Origin of the sequence: Providencia sp. PROV130, assembly GCF_028482225.1 — a bacterium.
Taxonomy (GTDB): Bacteria; Pseudomonadota; Gammaproteobacteria; order Enterobacterales; family Enterobacteriaceae; genus Providencia; species Providencia rettgeri.
Genome location: NZ_JAMPQC010000010.1, coordinates 1 through 19,798 on the forward strand (window position 1 = coordinate 1; position 19,798 = coordinate 19,798).

20 protein-coding genes are annotated in these 19,798 nt (G+C 40.6%); 13 read left to right on the plus strand and 7 right to left on the minus strand.

From position 1 onward, the window contains the following. Window positions 1-342 (plus strand): hypothetical protein (locus tag PSF28_RS07395; RefSeq protein WP_272684838.1); only part of this gene is annotated, 342 nt, incomplete at its 5' end. Here PSF28_RS07395 and PSF28_RS07400 read toward each other — a convergent pair. After that, window positions 339-980, minus strand: coding sequence for a TetR/AcrR family transcriptional regulator (locus tag PSF28_RS07400; protein WP_272684839.1), 642 nt, complete (start codon window positions 978-980; stop codon window positions 339-341). The genes PSF28_RS07395 and PSF28_RS07400 overlap by 4 nt on opposite strands. A gap of 199 nt (window positions 981-1,179) precedes the next feature. On the opposite strand from PSF28_RS07400, the gene PSF28_RS07405 reads away from it, so the two are divergent. The 4 genes from PSF28_RS07405 to phoH all read left to right on the plus strand — a co-directional run bounded on the left by PSF28_RS07405 (window position 1,180) and on the right by phoH (window position 4,987). Beyond that, on the plus strand, window positions 1,180-1,992 hold the full coding sequence (locus PSF28_RS07405) for a threonine/serine ThrE exporter family protein (RefSeq protein WP_004910522.1): 813 nt from the start codon (window positions 1,180-1,182) through the stop codon (window positions 1,990-1,992). Then, complete coding sequence (locus tag PSF28_RS07410) at window positions 1,983-2,453, plus strand: threonine/serine exporter (RefSeq protein ID WP_004910523.1); 471 nt, start codon at window positions 1,983-1,985, stop codon at window positions 2,451-2,453. The genes PSF28_RS07405 and PSF28_RS07410 overlap by 10 nt, the downstream gene beginning before the upstream one ends. A gap of 276 nt (window positions 2,454-2,729) precedes the next feature. Then, a complete protein-coding gene (locus tag PSF28_RS07415; protein ID WP_425594632.1) occupies window positions 2,730-3,704 on the plus strand; it encodes an endonuclease in 975 nt (324 codons plus the stop codon). A gap of 497 nt (window positions 3,705-4,201) precedes the next feature. Beyond that, a complete protein-coding gene (gene phoH, locus PSF28_RS07420) occupies window positions 4,202-4,987 on the plus strand; it encodes a phosphate starvation-inducible protein PhoH (RefSeq protein ID WP_210838926.1) in 786 nt (261 codons plus the stop codon). A gap of 74 nt (window positions 4,988-5,061) precedes the next feature. Here phoH and zinT read toward each other — a convergent pair whose 3' ends face one another. The 5 genes from zinT to PSF28_RS07445 form a co-directional block, all read right to left on the minus strand. Continuing rightward, complete coding sequence (zinT, locus tag PSF28_RS07425; protein ID WP_210838943.1) at window positions 5,062-5,706, minus strand: metal-binding protein ZinT; 645 nt, start codon at window positions 5,704-5,706, stop codon at window positions 5,062-5,064. 216 nt (window positions 5,707-5,922) lie between these two features. Continuing rightward, window positions 5,923-6,762 (minus strand): siderophore-interacting protein, encoded by an 840-nt coding sequence (locus tag PSF28_RS07430; RefSeq protein ID WP_210838925.1) that lies wholly within the window; start codon window positions 6,760-6,762, stop codon window positions 5,923-5,925. Between the two features lie 213 nt (window positions 6,763-6,975). After that, complete coding sequence (locus PSF28_RS07435; RefSeq protein WP_051128883.1) at window positions 6,976-7,155, minus strand: DUF2474 domain-containing protein; 180 nt, start codon at window positions 7,153-7,155, stop codon at window positions 6,976-6,978. Continuing rightward, window positions 7,112-8,122: a cytochrome d ubiquinol oxidase subunit II gene (gene cydB, locus PSF28_RS07440; RefSeq protein ID WP_272684840.1), complete on the minus strand. Its 1,011-nt coding sequence runs from the start codon at window positions 8,120-8,122 to the stop codon at window positions 7,112-7,114. The genes PSF28_RS07435 and cydB overlap by 44 nt, the downstream gene beginning before the upstream one ends. After that, window positions 8,112-9,449 (minus strand): cytochrome ubiquinol oxidase subunit I, encoded by a 1,338-nt coding sequence (locus PSF28_RS07445; RefSeq protein WP_004910539.1) that lies wholly within the window; start codon window positions 9,447-9,449, stop codon window positions 8,112-8,114. The genes cydB and PSF28_RS07445 overlap by 11 nt, the downstream gene beginning before the upstream one ends. A gap of 247 nt (window positions 9,450-9,696) precedes the next feature. On the opposite strand from PSF28_RS07445, the gene PSF28_RS07450 reads away from it, so the two are divergent. Next, window positions 9,697-11,121, plus strand: coding sequence for an aminotransferase-like domain-containing protein (locus tag PSF28_RS07450; protein ID WP_004910542.1), 1,425 nt, complete (start codon window positions 9,697-9,699; stop codon window positions 11,119-11,121). 95 nt (window positions 11,122-11,216) lie between these two features. Then, window positions 11,217-11,783, plus strand: coding sequence for a HutD/Ves family protein (locus PSF28_RS07455; protein WP_272684841.1), 567 nt, complete (start codon window positions 11,217-11,219; stop codon window positions 11,781-11,783). On the opposite strand, the gene PSF28_RS07460 is transcribed toward PSF28_RS07455, so the two are convergent. After that, window positions 11,780-12,391, minus strand: a complete 612-nt coding sequence (locus PSF28_RS07460) for a LysE family translocator (RefSeq protein WP_210838920.1) — start codon at window positions 12,389-12,391, stop codon at window positions 11,780-11,782. The genes PSF28_RS07455 and PSF28_RS07460 overlap by 4 nt on opposite strands. 160 nt (window positions 12,392-12,551) lie before the next feature. On the opposite strand from PSF28_RS07460, the gene PSF28_RS07465 reads away from it, so the two are divergent. The 6 genes from PSF28_RS07465 to PSF28_RS07490 all read left to right on the plus strand — a co-directional run bounded on the left by PSF28_RS07465 (window position 12,552) and on the right by PSF28_RS07490 (window position 19,748). Next, entirely contained in the window at window positions 12,552-13,025 is a 474-nt protein-coding gene (locus PSF28_RS07465; RefSeq protein WP_210838918.1) for an Lrp/AsnC family transcriptional regulator, read from the plus strand. Between the two features lie 646 nt (window positions 13,026-13,671). Beyond that, window positions 13,672-15,015, plus strand: a complete 1,344-nt coding sequence (locus tag PSF28_RS07470; RefSeq protein WP_272684842.1) for a radical SAM protein — start codon at window positions 13,672-13,674, stop codon at window positions 15,013-15,015. Between the two features lie 10 nt (window positions 15,016-15,025). Next, window positions 15,026-15,715, plus strand: a complete 690-nt coding sequence (locus tag PSF28_RS07475; RefSeq protein ID WP_210835536.1) for a TorD/DmsD family molecular chaperone — start codon at window positions 15,026-15,028, stop codon at window positions 15,713-15,715. Between the two features lie 28 nt (window positions 15,716-15,743). Next, entirely contained in the window at window positions 15,744-18,326 is a 2,583-nt protein-coding gene (locus tag PSF28_RS07480; protein ID WP_272684843.1) for a molybdopterin-dependent oxidoreductase, read from the plus strand. A 13-nt stretch (window positions 18,327-18,339) separates the two neighbouring features. After that, entirely contained in the window at window positions 18,340-18,882 is a 543-nt protein-coding gene (locus tag PSF28_RS07485; protein ID WP_210835542.1) for a DMSO/selenate family reductase complex B subunit, read from the plus strand. 11 nt (window positions 18,883-18,893) lie between these two features. Next, window positions 18,894-19,748, plus strand: coding sequence for a dimethyl sulfoxide reductase anchor subunit family protein (locus PSF28_RS07490; protein ID WP_272684844.1), 855 nt, complete (start codon window positions 18,894-18,896; stop codon window positions 19,746-19,748). Window positions 19,749-19,798 lie beyond the last annotated feature (50 nt).

A 19,798-nucleotide genomic window follows, 5' to 3' on the forward strand; every position in this document is an offset into this window, starting at 1 on the left:
CCATCAACTATGGATGAAACGCGTTTATGGTTAGAGGAAATGGATATGTTATTGGCGAGAAGAAATGAATTTGTATTGATATATCCTCCAGTGGTTAAAAAAGAAAAACCATCATCAGAAGATATGCAAAGTATGAAATATGTGCGTCGTTGGTTGAAAGATGCAAAAGAAGCAATGGAACAGCATTGTCGCGCTCTAGTTGTTACGCTACAACCTGATGGCCGAGATAAAGAGGAGATGGAACGCATGGCTCCCATGTTGTCTGCGTTGTATGGTCCCCAAGTTTTAATCGCAACGGATGCAATGGCTGCAAAAGAACAAGCCCAATCAGTTTTAGCTTAGTCGATTGTGGTTTTACTGATTTTACGGATATAACTGGCGATGATATCGACGGACATAGCAATTTGCTGTTGAATAAATTCATCGCTGGGCTTGAAATCGGCAACACAAAAAGTGGTGATAAACACATCCGCTTTTAGCATTTCTAGGTAGCGTGAAGAAATGCTTAATAATGTTGTTTCATTCACTTTAACATCAGGAAGTAAAGCCAACTTCTGTGTTAACAAGCGATAGCTTTTTACAGGGCCTTGCTCAAAAAATGCATGGGTTATTTCAGGGAAACGGTTGTATTCGCCTAAAATTAACCGGTATAACCCGATGGATTCAGGTTTAAGAACATTCAATAAAAATCGAGAACCATAAAAAGAAAGTATGGACTCAATCGTATTTAGTGGGGGTGTTTTATCGTCAGGTTCTTGAAAAATATCATCAATCATAGATGCAATAACAGCGGCAAATAACCCTTCCTTATCACCAAAATTTTTATATAAAGTCGTTCGAGAGCCTCCTGCACGTTCAATAATCATATCCAGAGTTGCACCTTCAAACCCATATTGCAGAAAAATTTCAGTTGCGGCAGTGATCAAAGCCTGATGACGACGTCGGCCTTTTGGGGTTTTAGCTGTAAGCGTGCTATTCATGAATGGCTAATCCTACTATTTGTCTTCAAATAAGAAAATAACATAACAAATTTTACCAAATAGTTTAAATCACGTTACCTCAATCACAGATTTACCTGAAAGAGATCATCATTTAAGCTGATATTTGTCTTTATGATATTTATAAAGATTAACATGTTTAGGGTGATATCTGAATGGTTGTCACAATATTGGGGGTAAGATGGCAGAGCATGCATTGAACGAACAAAAAATAGACCAAAATGATCCTGTTGATCAGCAACGTGAGGTAACTCGGCTATGTATTGAGTGTGGCTTATTGTTATTGCAACATGGCGCTGAAAGTATGCTCGTTGAACAATTGACAACTCGTTTGGGCATTGCACTTGGAGCAAATCAAGTTGATAGTGCAATCTCATCTAACTCATTAGTTTTAACCACCATAATTGATGGCCGCTGCCTAACGTCAACACGGCGTATTATTGACCGTGGTATTAATATGCATGTTGTCACCGAAGTTCAGCATGCGGTCATTCTCGTCGAACATCATTTACTAGACCGAAAACAATTACACAAGAAATTATCATCGATTAAACCGCTACGATATCCTCGATGGTTAATGGTTTTGATGGTGGCTTTATCTTGTGCTTGTTTCAGCAAGTTGAATGGAGGGGGATGGGAAAGTGCGTTAATTACATTTTTAGCCAGTGGCTGTGCAATGTATGTGCGACAAGTGTTAACTTCTCATCAAATGAACCCATTGATTAATTTTTGTATCACTGCGTTTGTTGCGACAACGGTCTCTGGATTATTACTGAAAATACCGTATTTGGCCGTCACTGAAACGATTTCTATGGCTGCCAGCGTATTGCTTTTAGTTCCGGGCTTCCCATTAATTAATGCAGTCGCTGATATGTTTAAAGGGCATGTTAATACAGGTTTAGCGCGTTGGACAATGGCGAGTCTCCTTACTTTGGCTACCTGTATTGGGGTTGTATTAGCAATGACAATCTGGGGTTTAAAAGAATGGGCATAGAATTTCTGTTCTCCTTATGTGAGAAAATGCTACTAGCAGCTATACCAGCAGTTGGGTTTGCTATGGTGTTTAATGTACCTGTTAGAGCATTGAAATATTGTGCTTTATTAGGTGCTATTGGCTATGGTTTTAGAATGATATTGATGACATTAGGGCTGCAAATTGAGTGGGCAAGTTTTCTCGCGGCAATTTTAATCGGTATTATCGGTATTCAGTGGTCGCGCTGGTGGTTAGCTCATCCTAAAGTGTTTACTGTTGCTGCCGTGATCCCAATGTTTCCAGGTATTAGTGCTTATATTGCAATGATTTCAGTCGTTAAAATATCGCAATTTGGCTATGACCCTGAATTAGTTGAGGTCCTAGTGACTAATTTCTTAAAAGCCTCTTTCATTGTTGGAGCCTTGTCTATTGGTATTTCTTTACCTGGTTTATGGTTATATCGCAAAAGACCAAGTGTGTAATTTTTAAGGGATGGCTTACTGGTATTCTTGCTATATCCGCAAGCCATACTTTGCTCTTTTACTAATAAGAGTTAGATATTCTATTAAAGCTGCATAAATTCTGATGTGGGTGTTAACCATAAAATTGAGTTATCGCTGATATCATTAATGCTACTATTTGATTAGAATATGTGATATTTCTTCTTATGCATTAATGTGTTAGAGGAAAAACTAACGCATTCATTTCAATTCTTCGCATATATTCTTATTAGTGGTGTTATTTTGAAACAATTTAGCTTGTCCAAATATTATCAATTCGTTTTTTCGATTCTATTATTTGTTTTTTCTGCTTTTTCATTTTCTGCACCGAGTTCATTTACTGAAGCCAAAGCACTGAGTAAAACTCAGGTTTATGCAGATCAAAATCACCAAGGTGAGGGAACAATATACTGTGGGTGCCAGTGGGAATGGGTAGGAAAAAGCGGAGGAAAAGTCGATTTAGCCTCTTGCGGCTATCAAGTACGTAAACAACAGAACCGAGCCGAACGCATTGAATGGGAACATATTGTTCCTGCATGGGTGTTTGGTCATCAAAGACAATGTTGGCAACAAGGTGGGCGAAAAAACTGTGTGTCTAGTGACCCTATTTTTGGCCAAATGGAAGCCGATCTGCATAATTTAGCGCCTTCTATTGGAGAGGTGAATGGTGATAGAAGCAATTTTAGTTTTGGACAATTACCCGCTAATACGCCATATCCATACGGAATGTGTCGCAGTCGAGTAGATTTTAAACAAAGAGTCTTTGAACCAAGAGATGAGGCTAAAGGGCAAGTAGCCCGAGTATATTTCTATATGCATGACCGCTATAACTTATCTATGTCACGTCAACAACAACAGTTATTGATGGCTTGGGATAATAAATATCCTCCAACCCCTTGGGAAATACAGCGTGATAATCGAGTCGCTAAGGTGATGGGCCATCATAACCCATTTGTGACAGGGGAGAAAAAATGGAGTTTAAATCATAAAAATAGCGCAGAGGGTGTTAATATTTCACCAGTCTCACCTTTAAATCAGCCTCAAGTAATAGAAAATAAACCTATTGTACCAAATACGGTTGAAATTAAAGGTAATCGTAATTCTAAAAAATATCATTTTTCACATTGTGCTAGCTTCAATACCATCGCGGATAAAAATGCCGTCATCTTCACTGACGAACAATCGGCTAAAGCCGCAGGTTTTGAGTTAGCTGGAAATTGTAAAATACGCTAATTATTCGTTAAAACCGCAATAGTTAACTAACTGATTATTGTGGTTTTATTTTTTGTTTTTACGTGTGATAACGAAAGATTTTAATAAACGCCCAAAATTTTGTTAGAAAAATGTTGCTTTATCAAAAAAAATGACGCTATATTTAAAGCAGATGAAAACTGCAATAAAAACATGGACTCATTGAGTCACTAAAAATATTGCTGCTTGTCATATTACTGTCATATAGATTCATTAGTTTAAAAGTATCGCTGTTACAGGAGAAACTAATGGGAAATAAGTGTCTATACACGCGAGTACAAAGCCGGTTACCACTCCATCATGAAATTTCCATGGTGAGATTGGTAACCGGTTTTTTTATTAGCTGAGTTATTATTGCATGGAGTTACAGCCACATAATAGATATTTGATATTAACTTTGAGCTTGAAGGGAGCTCACCTCTGTTTTGAATAGTCCGTCATTTGAATTGACATCACTGATACCTGGAAGGGTTAATACTATGAGTAGACAGAAAGCTGCAACAAAGGCACGTCGTGAAATGAAACGTTCATCACGAAAAGATCGCTCAGGTCGTTTTGATATCAATAACGTCGCATCATTTGCTGAATTTACTGGCATTGAAGCTATCGGTATGGCAAAAGAACGTCGTGATGAATCCCCTATATTGCCCAGAAATGAAGCTCAAAAACTCTATATTAATTCCATTAAACATAAGCAATTAATTTTTGCTAATGGCGAAGCGGGATGTGGTAAAACCTATATCAGCACTGCACTTGCAGCTGATGCGTTAATTCATAAAGATATCAATAAGATTATTGTGACAAGGCCCGTTCTTCAAGCGGAGGAAGATCTCGGTTTTTTACCGGGTGATATGTCAGAAAAATTTGCGCCTTACTTTCGTCCTGTTTATGACGTATTGGTGAAAAGGCTCGGCGCATCCTTTTTACAATATTGTTTGCGTCCCGAAATTGCTAAAGTGGAAATCGCGCCATTTGCTTATATGCGAGGCCGAACATTTGAAAATGCTGTTGTGATATTAGATGAAGCTCAAAATGTCACTGTCACGCAAATGAAAATGTTTTTAACTCGGCTTGGCGAAAATGTGACGGTGATTGTCAATGGTGATGTGACCCAGTGTGATTTGCCAGAAGGTGTGTCCTCTGGGTTAGCCGATGCATTACAACGTTTTAGCACTGATGAAACGGTTTCGATGGTGAATTTTACTATTGAGGACTGTGTGAGATCACAATTGTGCCATAAAGCCTTATTGGCTTATAACCGTTAATTAGTCTTGTTATTGATGATATGCCCCACGATTTGTTCGCGGGGCATAGGTTAAATCTTTATAGAGGCCATTGATTAGTGGTAGAGCATTTCATGTACGATTTGCTCATCTGTGAGGGTATATGGGTAATAGGTTGGCCAATTTTCTAGTTGGCTTAATAATTTTTCCTGAGATTCGTTTCCCATATATAGGTGGAAGTGCCCCGAGGCCTGTGGCTCAATAATATGGTCACTAAATTGGATAAACTTGGGCGCTTTTGAATTAGCATCTTTGCATTCAAACAAGTAACGGACGCCTTTTTTCCCTGAAGTGTAATGAAGAATTTTGTAACCGGCGTAGTCATATTTACAGCTGCTTACGGCACCGTTTTGGGTAAATTCAATGACATCATTTTCAATTCCAATGCTGTCAACATCGGTGGCATAGCCTTTTTTATAATACTCACGATACTCTTCAACTGTTTTGTCTTTATTTTTCTTCGCTTTACTTTCTAAAACTTCATCGAGCTTTCCATTTAATAGTAATGGATTAACAGATTCCCAGATGCCTTGCCAATCGCTTAGAGACCTATCTTTGACGTCAGTATCTTCAAAAATCCCTTTTGAAGCTTGGAGTGCCTTCTCTGATTGTGGATGAGAGTGACTATGTGAGCCATGAGCAGCAGCTGTATAGCTAGTGAGAGCTAATGCGACATAAAGACTGGTTTTTAAAATTGCCATTTTGTACACAGTGGTTTTCCTATTTTTGAAGTGAATATAACGACCATAAAAACCATTATGTTATAACATAACATTTGTAAGCATGAAAATTATTTTAGCAAGTTTATTGATGAGGAACGTAATGACTAAAAACTTGATGAAGGCAGATAGGAGCAGGATATGAGCTCGCTTAGTAGAGTTTATAACCAATAAGCGAGCTAACTATTTGAACTGAAATTAGTCGTCAGGGTTGTCCATCACAGCATGGCGTTCATGGTGATAACCTTCCTCATCATAGCCATATCGCCAGTAAGGAATTGCATAGATATCATCACGACCAAAACCTTTTTCACGACGAATATAGCGACGCAAATCACGAATAATTTGGTCTTCACCCGCAATCCAAAAAGCACAATCATTGCTTGGAATGTCCCAAGACTTAAACGTGCTAATTAATTCAGCTGTTTTGGTGATATCACCACAGATCCAAATTACGTCAACGTGTTCAGGTTTTTTCAGCTCTCGCACGTCTTTTGGGTTATCTAACCGTAGTACGACTTTACCTTGGGCATTTGCTGGCATTTTTTCCAATAATGCGGCAATAGCGGGTAGAGAACTTGAATCACCGGCCATGAAGTAATGTTGTCGGGCAGGCAATAATGGGTCTGGGCCACCAGGATTGGTAATTCCCATCCAATTTCCCGGTTTTGCATCACGCGCAAATAGGTATGCAGGGCCAGTTGCGCCATCATGCATAGCAAATTCAATATCTATCTCGCTAACTTCAGGGCGGATGGCTCTGACGGTATAGGTACGAACAAATGGACGAGGTTTGTTTTCTGGCCAGCTACGGCCTTCTTTACTTAGGATAGGGAGTGCCGGCTGGCTGATTAAATCAGGGGCTAAAAATATTTTCAGGTGCCCACCTTCACAATCTGTTGGGTATGTATCGAGTCTTTCACCGGTGAAAGTAATGCTGCGAATAGATGGGCTGATATCGGTAATAGATTTGACTTGAATGAGCTGTGGTGGAGCCGGGCGGTAGATGTTTTTTTCAACGGGTTGTTCAGTGGCCACGGACGATCTCCTTTATTAATGATAATTTTATTATATGGTAATTATTATCATTATCATGAATAACTTTGTAAGTTGCAACCGCTAGTGAGTGATTGGAAGAGGATATTTATAAAGCGAGGTTTTCAACAGTAGGGAGGCAATTTACAGTGATGAATTGTTGATTTTAATAAAAATGCCGTATGATTTTTAGCATACGGCATATCGAAAGGTAAATTACTTCACTTTCATTCCGGCGGCGGTCATCATCAATTTAAACACGGAAGAGAAGGCAAATAGTGCCAATACACTTCCGAACCAGATAATGGCCATCCAACCGAGTTTTTTCCACCAAGGGGAGGCTGCCACGTTATCAGTGGTAACCTTGTTCTGGGGTAATTTTTCCTCTGAAGACATAGTAACTCCAATAGGTATAAACCAAAATAACAGGAATAATGAATAACGCACCGACTAACATAAAGCCTAAACTTTCGGCTGGGCCAGCGGCATCACGGAAACTGACTGCGGGTGGAATGAGCGTTGGCCAGATACTGATACCTAGGCCAGTAAACCCAAGGAAAATCAACATTAAAGCAGCTAAGAATGGCACGCTATCGAATCGTTGGCGCTTAGCACTTTTTAGGGTCAACCAAGTACAGGCTAATACCAGTAACGGAACAGGTAAAAAGAAGAACAGGTTTGGCAGGGAGAACCAACGCTCAAAGACTGCCTCATTTAACATTGGGGTCCAGAGACTGATCACCGCAATTACTGCTAACATCAGTAATGTTAATGGCCGCAGAACACGATACATCGTGCTACGTAAGTGGCCCTCAGTTTTCATGATCAACCACCCACAAGCTAATAGCGCGTAAGCAACAACGAGGCCAAATCCACAAAATAGAGGGAAAGGCGCGAACCAATCGAAATAACCCCCCATGTAAACACGGTTTTCCACGTGGAAGCCTTGGATAAAGGCGCCAACGACCACACCTTGAACAAAGGTGGCAAAAATTGAACCCCAAATAAAGGCGTGATCCCAATGGCGGCGGTGTGATTCATCCGCTCTAAAACGAAACTCAAAGGCAACACCACGGAAAATCAAGGCCAGTAACATGAAAGTTAATGGAATTGACAGTGCATCAAGGACAATTGCATAAGCGAGAGGAAATGCGCCGAATAGAGCGGCTCCACCTAAAACCAACCAAGTTTCATTGCCATCCCAGACAGGGGCAACGCTGTTCATCATCAGATCACGGTCTTGGCTGTCTTTTAGCGCAGGGTAAAGGATCCCAATGCCTAAATCGAACCCATCCATAACAATATACATCAACATACTAAATACGATAATGACAAACCAAATGAGAGGTAAATCAATGCCCATGAGCTGCGTCCTCCGCGATACCTTTACGAATTAATTTCATCATGTACATATAGCCAATCCCGAAAACACCGCCATAAACGACAAAAAAGGCGATTAAACTGATGCTCATGTGCATTTCACCATGTGCACTGACCGCATCAGAGGTTCGTTGTAGCCCATAAACGACCCATGGCTGGCGACCAATTTCTGTTGTAAACCAACCAGCAAGGATGGCTATCAGCCCAGAAGGTGCCATTAAAAACATAAAACGTAAGAATGTTTTCGACTCATAAAGGTTTTTACGGTAGCGAAGCCATAAACCCCAGACTCCAGCCGCTATCATTAATAAGCCGAGCCCGACCATTACGCGGAATGACCAAAACACCATAAACACGTTAGGCCTATCTTCTGGGGCATATTCTTTTAGCGCGGGGACTTGTTTATCAATACTGTGTGTTAAAATCAGGCTTGCTAAATAAGGAATTTCGATAGCGAATTCTGTTTTTTCCTTTTCTTGGTTTGGAATACCAAACAAGATTAGCGGGGTGGCTTCTCCGGGTTTGTTTTCCCAGTGACCTTCCATTGCTGCCACTTTAACCGGTTGATGTTTAAGCGTGTTTAGGCCGTGAGCATCACCGATTAAAGCTTGAACAGGGGCTAAGACTAAAATCAACCACAGGGACATGGAAAACATTTTTTTCATGGCACTGGACTTGTTGCCTTTGAGCAAGTGCCAAGCGGCGGAAGCCCCAATAAAAAATGCTGCAGCAAGGAAAGCTGCTGTAGTCATATGCAGTAACCGATAAGGGAAAGAGGGATTGAAAATAACGGCAAACCAATCAACGGGAACAATGCGCCCATCAATAATTTCAAAGCCTTGTGGTGTTTGCATAAAGCTGTTGGAGGCCAAAATCCAGAATGTGGAAATAATTGTTCCTAGCGCAACCATACAAGTGGCGAAGAAATGCAATTTTTCACCTACACGGTTCATCCCAAACAACATAACACCGAGGAAACCAGCTTCTAAGAAGAAGGCCGTAAGAACCTCATAAGTGAGTAATGGCCCTGTAATACCCCCCGCAAAATCTGAGAAAAAGCTCCAGTTAGTGCCGAATTGGTATGCCATAACCAAGCCAGAAACAACACCCATTCCGAAATTAACCGCAAAAACTTTCGACCAAAAATGGAACAGTTTTATATAGTCTTCATCACGAGTTTTAAGCCATAAACCTTGTAGCACCGCAAGGTAACTTGCGAGTCCAATAGTAATGGCAGGAAAAATAATATGAAACGAGACCGTAAACGCAAATTGTATACGGGCAAGTTCCAGCGCAGTTAGTCCAAACATATTGACCCCTGAGTGGATATGTTAATGACACGCAACATTCAACGTTTTGATGAGAGCAATTGAGGCGCTAATCCCTAGCAAAAGGAGTTGCTCACACCTGAGTGCAAAATAATCGCCATCCAACGAAAAATGTTTTGTGCTTATAGTTAAAAAAAAGTCAGGTGAATGTGTGGATAAGTAGAACATGAGACGATAAACTATAATAGTAACAATTATTGAGATATTAACTATAACAGTCGAGGCGGCTATGACGAGATATGAACAATTAGCAGCACAAATTCGTCAGCAAATTGAAGACAATATCTGGCAAGTGGGTGACAGATTACCTTCTTTGAGGGAAAGTGTTAAACAGTCGGGTTTAAGTTTAATGACTGTTGTGCAAGCATATCAGTTGCTTGAAAGCCAAGGATGGGTCGTTGCTCGCCCGCAATCAGGATATTACGTGGCAAATCGCAATAACGCATTTGCTGCCGCAAAAGGAGGTAAAGGGCTACATTTGAATGAAAATGTAGAGATTAACGCCTCTATTTTTGGTGTCCTACAAGCTTGTAAGGACCCGAATATTATTCCATTTGGCTCCGCATTTCCAGAGCCCGCCTTATTAGATGACCCAAAACTCGCGAAATCACTCGCGTCTGTCGCTAGGCGCTTATCAAAATTTAATACACCAGCTAATTTGCCTCCTGGTAATGAACAGCTGCGTCGAAACATTGCTCAGCGTTATGCAACTCAAGGGATCCATGTTGCTCCCGATGAAATCGTGATTACAGCCGGAGCAATGGAATCTTTAGTTCTGAGTTTACAATCAGTCACTCAGCCTGGGGACTGGGTCGTTATCGAATCACCTGCATTCTATGGTTCACTTCAGGCAATTGAGCGGTTAAAACTCAAGGCAATTGCTATTAAAACAGACCCGCTATTTGGTATTGATCTTGACGCGTTAGAGGATATTGCAAGTAAATATCCAATTAAAGCCTGTTGGCTGATGACACATTATCAAAATCCATTAGGCGGTACGATGCCGCAAACGAACAAAAAACGACTGGTCGATATCCTGAATAAGCAGCAAATTGCATTAATTGAGGATGATGTCTATGGGGAACTTTATTTTGGTAACAAACAGCCAATACCCGCAAAGGCACTAGATACAAAAGGAAATTTCTTTCATTGTTCTTCGTTTTCGAAATGTTTAGCGCCGGGGTATCGTGTGGGTTGGGTTGCTGCGGGTCAACACGCGACAAAAATTCAGCATTTACAAATGATGAGCACCGTCTCTGCCAGCGTTCCCACACAATTAGCTATTGCTGAATACTTATCATTAGGGGGATATGACAATCACCTCCGTAAACTGCGTTTAACGATGGAACAACGTCAGCACCAAATGTTGAGTGCAATAGCAAAATATATGCCTCAGTCAGTAAAAGTTAATACACCAAAAGGTGGGTATTTTTTATGGCTAGAATTTGAACCGCCATTTAATGCTATTCGTTTGTATCAACTCGCACTAAAAGAGGGGATCAGCATTGCACCGGGAAGTATGTTTTCCACCAGTGATCAGTTTAATCATGCATTTCGTCTTAATGCATCGTTTACATGGAGTGAGAGGGTGGAAGAAGCAATGAAAACTTTAGGCCGTTTATGTCACTTTTTAATCAATGAGAGGCGTGATTAGTCACATTATCATTGTTAATTCATTGCCTTGAAAGATTAACTTTGCCAATCTAAGTATAAATCTAAATGTGTTAGCAGCAATAGATGGGAGGTAATGTGAAAATAAAATGTTTTGACATAATGGAGTTACCTATCCTGGATTGGCATGATGGTGCGGGGGCCAGCCAAGAAGTATTTTGCTGGCCTGTTGCATCGGACTATTCACTACGCGCAAGCATTGCGACCATTGGACAAGAGAGCTATTTAAAACGCTATGCGGAAGGAGAAAGGTTGGCAGTATTGTTGAATGACCAGCCGCTTCTGTTAACCGATACCAAAGTATTTGAGTGTCGACTAGAGCACGCAGGTGATCATGTCCAATTTTCAGCTCAGCAATTTTGTGCGGTAAAAGTCCCAAAGCCATCAGTTAAGTTAATGAATTTCATTTTTCGAGATGACAGGTGGGCGGCTAAAAACTATTTCATCACTGAAGAGTGTAAATTACCAGTTAACCAAGCAGGGTTAGTCTATGTGCTCAATGGCAAATGGGAAATTTCAGGCGCAAATTGCCATCTTATGGCGCAAGGACAAGGAGGCTGGTGGCTACCTGATATCGGTGAAGGGGTGATAAAACCACTTAGCACCGATAGCAAGTTAATTTGGATTGAATTATTGCCTCGCTAACTAGTAGCTAAACCAATAGCAGCCAGTGTTAGCATACCGCCGGCAACACCCTCGGTTATACGGCGTTTTTTATCATTATAAGCTCGCTTATTATGCATGGATGCAAATAATGCACCTATTACACCGTAAATCACGACACACGAAAGTATAAAAGAGGCTGAGAGTATCAAGGACTGAACGGCCACACTTTCTGTCAGTTTAATAAAATTCGGTAAAATAGCGAAATACACAAGTAACCCTTTAGGGTTAAGAAAGCTAGTTAGAAATGCTTTAGCTATTACTGTCTTTGTTGATACAGTTTGAATCTTTAAGTCTCCCGCTTTCATCGCAGATAACACCATGCGGATAGCAAGATAAGTGACATAAGCCACGCCAACCCATTTAATCGTGTGAAAAATCATGGGGGAAGCCGCAACAATCGCAGCTAAACCAAGCGCAGCCAGAATCGCATGCGCCACATAGCCCAGTATAATACCTAAATTAGCTTTTAAGGCAGCAGAGGTGCCACCTGATAATCCTTGGGCGGAAATAAAAAGAATATCTGGGCCTGGTGTGCAGACTAAAGGGACTACGGTTGCGCTAAATAAGAGTAAGGTCTGTAACTCCATTTCAATTCCTCATTATTGTTTATTGTTATTTCACGCAACTGGCCAGTAGCGATAAAATTATAGCGATAATCCAGTGATATTGGATTTTTTTATTGCTTTAAAATAAACAATAATTGGTATTTAATATCATTAATTAATATTAGATTGGAGTTCAGTGCCAATGAAAGAAAATAGACTAAAATTAGATGCCATTGATAGGCGCATCTTACAGGTTTTACAAAGAGATGGAAAAATTCAGAATATTGAATTAGCTAAAGAAGTGGGGCTTTCCCCGTCCCCTTGCCTGCGTCGTGTGAAATTGCTTGAAGAAGCAGGGGTTATCAAACGTTATGTGGCCGTGTTGGATGGCAGTAAAATTGGAGCTGGTCTTTCTTTATTTGCACGTATTTGGTTTAAAACACAAGATGCCAAGACCATCAACCAATTTGTTGAGGACATTAAACTAATGCCTGAAGTCGTTGAATGTCATCTAATGGCAGGGGAATGTGATGCTTTGATCCGTATTGTAACGCAAGACTTAGCCTCTTATCGTCGATTTCATGCAGACCATTTAACGCAAATTAGCAGCATTCAGAGTATTAAGACGGAGGTGCCAATGGAAACGGTTAAGGTGACTTATGCTTTACCACTTTGACGATAATGACCAATCGAGTGATAGTGACGAGTTGGGAGTGCCTAACGATGAATTATAATTATATCTTTAACTATGATAAAAAGATAAATAATAACTATGCTGTATTTATTAGAGAGGTTTATAAAATAAAAGAAATTAAATATGATAAATATGAATAGCTGAACATTTTTTGAATTTTAATTTTACAAATTGAAATATTATTTCCTCTCTTTTAATGTTGAACAGTTAGTTTAATCTTATTTGAGAATGCTATTAAATGAGGTATTTGAATTTTATATGGCGATTTTTAAAGAGATAATTCTCATATAATGAGAACACGATTAAGTAATAACCTGGCCATAACGACAGCGATAGCTAATTATTTGATATATAAATAATGAAAGGAAAGTTTTTTTGATCCTGCGCAACACCATATTACGTCACTTACCTATACTGATATTAATTAAAAATCAAAACAATATAATGCGAATATTTCTTATTTAAAATTTTTCAATTTAATCGGTAATGATGTGAGTGTTTATAAGCATATTTTAAAATGTTATTAGTATTTTAATGACAGTTTATTAATTGATTGTTTACGTTCTAAACCTAATTGAAGACTCATTGAATAATAGGAACTGTTTGCTCATAAATTGAAGGGAAATTTATGATCTATCCTATTACTGATAGAACAATATCGACAGTAAATAATCAAAAATTTAAGCGCTACGCTATTCGCTATTTGGATATCGAACAGCAAACACAGCAGGCAATCATAGAATATGGCCTTAATTTTGAAGCCCCTTTTGCACAGCAACATGAAATTGAGAAACTCAAACTAAGTATAAAGAATCATGGCGCAACTTTTGCCAATAATGGGAAGAGTATACATTGTAATTGGCTCTCGAGTGCTTGCGTGCAATGTCGTACAGGGGAAGGGAGCCACACAACATTTTTGTCATTAAAATGTCACCGCGATTGTTACTTTTGTTTTAATCCAAATCAAGAAAACTATCAGGGTTATCAGCAAGAAATGCGTGATGCGATTGGGGAAGTTGATGCAATTGCAGAGCAAGGTTATCCATTGAGTCATATTGCGCTAACCGGCGGGGAGCCTCTACTTTTTCGCCAAGAAAGTATCGAATTTTTCCAAGCCGTCCAACAGAAATTACCTCAGGCTCATAGCCGTTTATATACCGCTGGTGACCCATTAGACCGTAATACCGCATTAGCTTTAGCGAAGGCAGGCCTACAAGAAATCCGTTTTAGTATCAAAACTGATGATTCAAAAGAACGCATCACCAAAGTTTTGCACCGCATCGCGTTAGCTCGTGAAATTTTCCCAGCGGTTATGGTGGAAATGCCGGTGATCTCCGGTACAGAACAGCAAATGTATCAGTTATTAACTCAGCTTGATGACATTGGTATAGATGGTATCAATTTATTAGAGTTTTGTTTCCCTCTAACAAATAGTGAAGCGTATCAAGCCCGAGGCTTCGAACTTAAAAATCCACCTTATGAGGTGTATTACAACTATTGGTATGCTGGTGGATTGGCGGTTGCACAGAGTGAATTAGCTTGCCTTCGAGTGCTTAATTTTGCACTAGAAAATAAATTATCGCTTGGGGTGCATTATTGCTCTTTAGAAAATAAACATACGGGGCAAGTGTACCAAAGTAATGCTTTTTTCGAACACAATGAAAAAGTATTAGGAAAACATTACTTCTTCTCTTCTCAAGATTATTTTTTTAAAAGCGCCAAGGTTTTTGGTGATGATTGTGAAAAAGTGGCGGCTTTACTGAAACACACAGGCGTTTCTTATTATCAAGATTTGTTACATGGTTTTTTGCAATTTAACCCTGAAGCAATTTACTTATTAACCCCACTAGCCAAACTACCTATTGCGTTGACCTCTCACATTGTTGAGCCCGATGAACAGGGCAATCCTTTAATTAAAGAAGTGCGAATTGAACTCACTACACCCGCTGAATTTTTACTGACTGACCTGTAGGGATACATTTATGACCAATGACGACCAAATTTTAGATTTTCTGTATGCGCGTCAATTTGCTTATGACGTATTGCGGCGTTTGTTTATGGAAGAACCAACGCCAGAGTTATTAAGTTATTTGAGAGACTCAGGGTTGTTGTTATTTCCCTGTGATGAAGCATTACCCGCGATGAGAAATGCCATAAATGACATGCATAAAGACTTAAACAATAGGCAGCTAAAAGCCAATACTGAGGATTTTGAAAACGTGCATTGGGATTTTACTCGCTTATTTATTGGCCCTGAAGCCCCGCCAGCAGCGCCATGGGAGTCAACTTATGTTTCCCGTGACAAACTGTTATTTCAAGAAAGTACCTCAGCAGTGAAATCCTTTTATGAACAGTATGGCGTTCATTTACCGGAAGGGGATAGGGAAGCCGCTGACCATATTGGTTATGAGTTAGATTTTATGTGGCATTTAAGCCTGCGTATTACTGAACTTATTGATAGCGAAAATGAAACCGTTGATTGGGTTAACGTAAACGCGTTGTTGCTCGGGTCTGCCACATTTTTAAATACCCATTTATTGGCGTTTATTACGCCATTTTGCCGCTCAATGCATAACCATGCAGACACATTATTCTATCGCCAATTAAGTTCATTAGTTGAGCTTTTCTTACGTAATGATATTAAAAAAATCAATGAGTTAGTTAATTTATAATAATAAACAAAATGAAGAGGTAAGAGCAATGTCAGAAAGACAGAAAATAGCCTTGAGTCGCCGTTCATTTATAGCTTGGACATCGGCGGCATCAGTGATGGCTACGTTACCGCTGAGTAAGCAATTATATGCGGCAACACCAGAGGAAGAAAAAGCGGTTGAGCAAGCAACTGATGCGGTCACTCAAGGGAAATGGAAGCCCGTGGCCTGCTGGCATAACTGTGGTGGCCGCTGTGTTAATAAAGCATTGGTGGTTGATGGCGTAGTTGTTAGGCAAAAAACCGATGATGTGGTTGCGGACTCACCTGATTTCCCACAACAACGAGGTTGTTTACGTGGCCGTTCACAACGTAAACAAGTCTTTGGTGCAGATCGCTTAAAATATCCAATGAAGCGTAAAGGCTGGGCTCCCGGTGGTGGAGATAAAAGCTTGCGAGGCCGAGACCAATGGATGCGCATCAGTTGGGATGAAGCATTAGATATTGTGGCATCAGAATCGAAACGTATTAAAGAAAAATATGGGAATGAATCGATTTGGATCACTGGCGGTAATGGTGTTGATATCCAAAACGTTTATGCGAAAGCTGGGGGATTTGTTGGCGATTGGGGAACAACCTCATGGGGGGCATGGTTTGAAACACCGGCGCATTTAGGGTTACTTGAAGGGTTTTATACTTTTGGTACCAATGACCGCTTTGATATGCGTAACTCCCAGTTAATCGTGATGTGGGGAGCAAACCCAGCGTGGAGCAGCCCTGGTAGCCCAACCTATAATTACTATCAAGCGAAAAAAGCGGGAGCGCGCTTTATTAGTATTGACCCAAGTTATACGACCACGGCAGAGTTAATGGATGCAGACTGGTACCCTATCAACCCCGGTACTGACCATGCTTTAGCTCTGGGTATCATGTCTGCGTTATTAGAAATGGATAGCCCTGACAACCCATTGATTGATTGGGATTTCTTACGCCGTTGTACGGTTGGTTTTGATGAAAATAATATGCCAGCAGGCGCTGACCCAAAAGGTAACTTCAAAGATTATCTGTTAGGCACCTACACGGGAGAGCCTAAAACACCAGAGTGGGCCTCTAATATTTGTGGTCTGTCAGCTAGCGATATTCGCAAGTTAGCGCGTGAAATCGGCGGTACTAACCGAGTCGCATTGCTTACCGGTTGGGCGCCTGCTCGAATCCATAACGGTGAAGGATGGGTGCAAGCATTCTCAACATTAGGCTTTATGACTGGCCATATGGGAAGGCCTGGCCGCATGACTGGGGTTAGTTGCCACTTTGCTGCTGGAAATAATGGCACGCGGCTCGTAATGGCAGGAGCCAGTGGGTTACCTTCAATCCCAAATCCAGTTAGCTTGAAAATTAATCACAATGAGCTTAACCGTGCATTATTAGAAAAAAGATTCCGCCAACGTGGTGTTGGGGATGTCGATGCAAATATCCAAATGATCATTCACCCGTTTAATGCGACACTGCAAACGCGAGCTAATATTTCACAAAGTGTTGAAGCTTATCGTAAAGATGTAGAGTTGGTTGTAACTGCAGCATATGTTCCACATACTTGTGCTAAATATTCGGATATCGTCTTACCCGTTACGACAGAGTGGGAACGCGAAGGAACCATATTAAATCCAAGTAACCGCGAAGTTATTATAGCTGCGGTGAATGTAACTCCGCCACTTTATGAGGCGAGAAGTGACCAGTGGATTGCCAAAGAAATAGGTAAACGTTTGGGTATTAATGTCGATGAAGTTTTCCCTGTTTCGGAAAAACAACAATTTTTTAATAAACTCAATGGCGCAACAATTATTGGTGAAGATGGTAAGACGACAGAGCCATTAATCACCATTACCCAAGCAGATATTGATGAATGGCAAATAACAGGTAAGCCACAGCAAGGCCGAATTACCCTCAATGAATTTCTTACTGTTGGGAAATACCAAGTCAAGCGTACTGCTGGTGATAACTATGGTTATATTGCCTATGAAGATTTTATTCGCGACCCTCAAGCCAATCCACGACCAACTCCGAGTGGTAAATTCGAAATTTACTGCCAAAAATTAGTCGAAAAAGCCGATGAATGTGGCTGGACGAAATTACCGCCAATTCCGGAATATATCCCTTCCGCAAGCGGTTATGAGGCAAGTTTTAGCGACTTCTCGAAGAAGGAAAAAGGGGATTATCCATTCCAAATCTATAACCCACACTATTTACGTCGATCTCACAGTACGCTTGATAACGTGCCTTGGTTGCGTGAACAGTGGCCAAGCCCAATTTATATCAATGCGTCTGATGCGAAACGTTTAGGTATTAAACACGGTGAAACTGTGTTGATAACGAGCCCACAGGGGAAAATTGTGCGTCCTGCTTTAGTCACACAAACTATGAAACCGGGTGTTGTGGCATTACCACATGGAAGTTGGACAGATGTTGATGAAAAAACAGGAATAGATATGGCGGGAGCTGATAATACGCTAACCATTCAAGTCCCTACAGGGCTTGGGACGTCAGGGTGGAATACGATGCTATGTAATATCGAAAAATGGCATGGTGACCAGCTAGTTCCAGATGCTGCAATTCCACAGCGTATTATTTTTTAGGGGGCAATAAGAAATGGATAAACAAGTTGGATTTTATATTAATGTTGCCACTTGCATTGGTTGCAAAACCTGTGTTGTTGCATGTAAAGACAAAAATGATCTCGAGGTCGGGCGCAACTTTCGTCGTGTGTATGATATTGAAGTTGGTGAATTTCCACGTCCTCGGACTTGGCATTTGTCTATTGCCTGTAACCATTGTGACGATCCGCAATGTGTCAGCCATTGCCCTACCACCGCAATGCATAAACGAGAAGAAGATGGGGTTGTATTAGTCGACCATGATAAATGTGTGGGGTGCCGCTATTGTACATGGGCTTGTCCATACGAGGCACCTCAATTCGATGCCAGTATTGGAATGATGACTAAGTGCGACACTTGTCTTGATCTCCGTGAAAAAGGCGGGAATCCAATGTGTGTTGATTCTTGTCCTATGCGTGCGATTGAATTCGGTCTAATTAGTGAGTTACGTAAAAAATATGGCTCGAATGCAGATATTGCAGGGTTACCTAGCTCAAGTATTACCAAACCGAACCTGGTTGTCGGTACAAAAGGATAAGGAGAATTATCATGCATGAATTTCCATTGGTGGTTTTCACCTTATTTATGCAAGCTTCTGTAGGGTGTTTGCTAGTTTCATTGGTGTGCTATTTTCGTGTACTTGAAGGCGGAAATAACCGACAAAGTGTCCAGTTTATTAAACTGCCTATTTTAGCAAGTTTTATTCTGGGCTGTGTTGGGTTGTTAGGCTCACTATTTCATATGGGGAACCCGCTACACATGTTTTACACCATGTTGCATGTGTCGACCTCATGGATGAGCCGTGAAGTGTGGGCGACGGCAATTTATATGGCGCTCTTGTTTTTCAGTATTGCACTGCTATTACTTAAACAAAATGCGAATGCGCTGTTACTGTCGCTGAGTGCGTTAGCCGGTATTATCTATATGTATGCAATGTCAGCATTATACGCTAACACCTTGTTTAACCTCTGGAATGGTTTATTTACCTACGCCAGTTTCTTTGGCGCGGTGTTACTGCTTGGTGGTGTAGTTGCGGCATTATTACTGGTAGGTTCTTTACGTCGCCATGGCAAAGAAGAACAATTAAAACGTGTGGTTAAAATTGCGCTAGGCATTAGTGTTATAGGAATTTTACTCATGTTACTGGGCGCATTATCTCTACTAGGGAATATGGGAGAGCCGATTTATATGGGAATGACGCCACGTGAACTCCCTGATGGTTTAGTGAACTTAAGTATTGTTAGAATCATACTTATTGCATTAGGGGTATTGTTTGTTGGTCGTTTACTGTGTCAAAAAAATGGGCACAATGTGAATGCAACATTCGTGATGTCACTGGCAACACTCTGTATTTTTGTTGGCGAGGGAGTTGGTCGGGTAGTGTTTTTCTCACTAGGCGGTTAGTTCTTATTAGAAGCAAAATATTATTTGTTTTGCTTTTAACCATATGATGT

What these genes read in the sequence shown, in the direction of transcription:
- PSF28_RS07400 (WP_272684839.1), bottom strand. Translation starts at nt 980, where the DNA reads ATGAATAGCACGCTTACAGCTAAAACCCCAAAAGGCCGACGTCGTCAT.
- PSF28_RS07405 (WP_004910522.1), top strand. Translation starts at nt 1,180, where the DNA reads ATGGCAGAGCATGCATTGAACGAACAAAAAATAGACCAAAATGATCCT.
- PSF28_RS07410 (WP_004910523.1), top strand. Translation starts at nt 1,983, where the DNA reads ATGGGCATAGAATTTCTGTTCTCCTTATGTGAGAAAATGCTACTAGCA.
- phoH (WP_210838926.1), top strand. Translation starts at nt 4,202, where the DNA reads ATGAGTAGACAGAAAGCTGCAACAAAGGCACGTCGTGAAATGAAACGT.
- zinT (WP_210838943.1), bottom strand. Translation starts at nt 5,706, where the DNA reads ATGGCAATTTTAAAAACCAGTCTTTATGTCGCATTAGCTCTCACTAGC.
- PSF28_RS07435 (WP_051128883.1), bottom strand. Translation starts at nt 7,155, where the DNA reads ATGTCTTCAGAGGAAAAATTACCCCAGAACAAGGTTACCACTGATAAC.
- cydB (WP_272684840.1), bottom strand. Translation starts at nt 8,122, where the DNA reads ATGGGCATTGATTTACCTCTCATTTGGTTTGTCATTATCGTATTTAGT.
- PSF28_RS07445 (WP_004910539.1), bottom strand. Translation starts at nt 9,449, where the DNA reads ATGTTTGGACTAACTGCGCTGGAACTTGCCCGTATACAATTTGCGTTT.
- PSF28_RS07450 (WP_004910542.1), top strand. Translation starts at nt 9,697, where the DNA reads ATGACGAGATATGAACAATTAGCAGCACAAATTCGTCAGCAAATTGAA.
- PSF28_RS07460 (WP_210838920.1), bottom strand. Translation starts at nt 12,391, where the DNA reads ATGGAGTTACAGACCTTACTCTTATTTAGCGCAACCGTAGTCCCTTTA.
- PSF28_RS07465 (WP_210838918.1), top strand. Translation starts at nt 12,552, where the DNA reads ATGAAAGAAAATAGACTAAAATTAGATGCCATTGATAGGCGCATCTTA.
- PSF28_RS07470 (WP_272684842.1), top strand. Translation starts at nt 13,672, where the DNA reads ATGATCTATCCTATTACTGATAGAACAATATCGACAGTAAATAATCAA.
- PSF28_RS07475 (WP_210835536.1), top strand. Translation starts at nt 15,026, where the DNA reads ATGACCAATGACGACCAAATTTTAGATTTTCTGTATGCGCGTCAATTT.
- PSF28_RS07480 (WP_272684843.1), top strand. Translation starts at nt 15,744, where the DNA reads ATGTCAGAAAGACAGAAAATAGCCTTGAGTCGCCGTTCATTTATAGCT.
- PSF28_RS07485 (WP_210835542.1), top strand. Translation starts at nt 18,340, where the DNA reads ATGGATAAACAAGTTGGATTTTATATTAATGTTGCCACTTGCATTGGT.
- PSF28_RS07490 (WP_272684844.1), top strand. Translation starts at nt 18,894, where the DNA reads ATGCATGAATTTCCATTGGTGGTTTTCACCTTATTTATGCAAGCTTCT.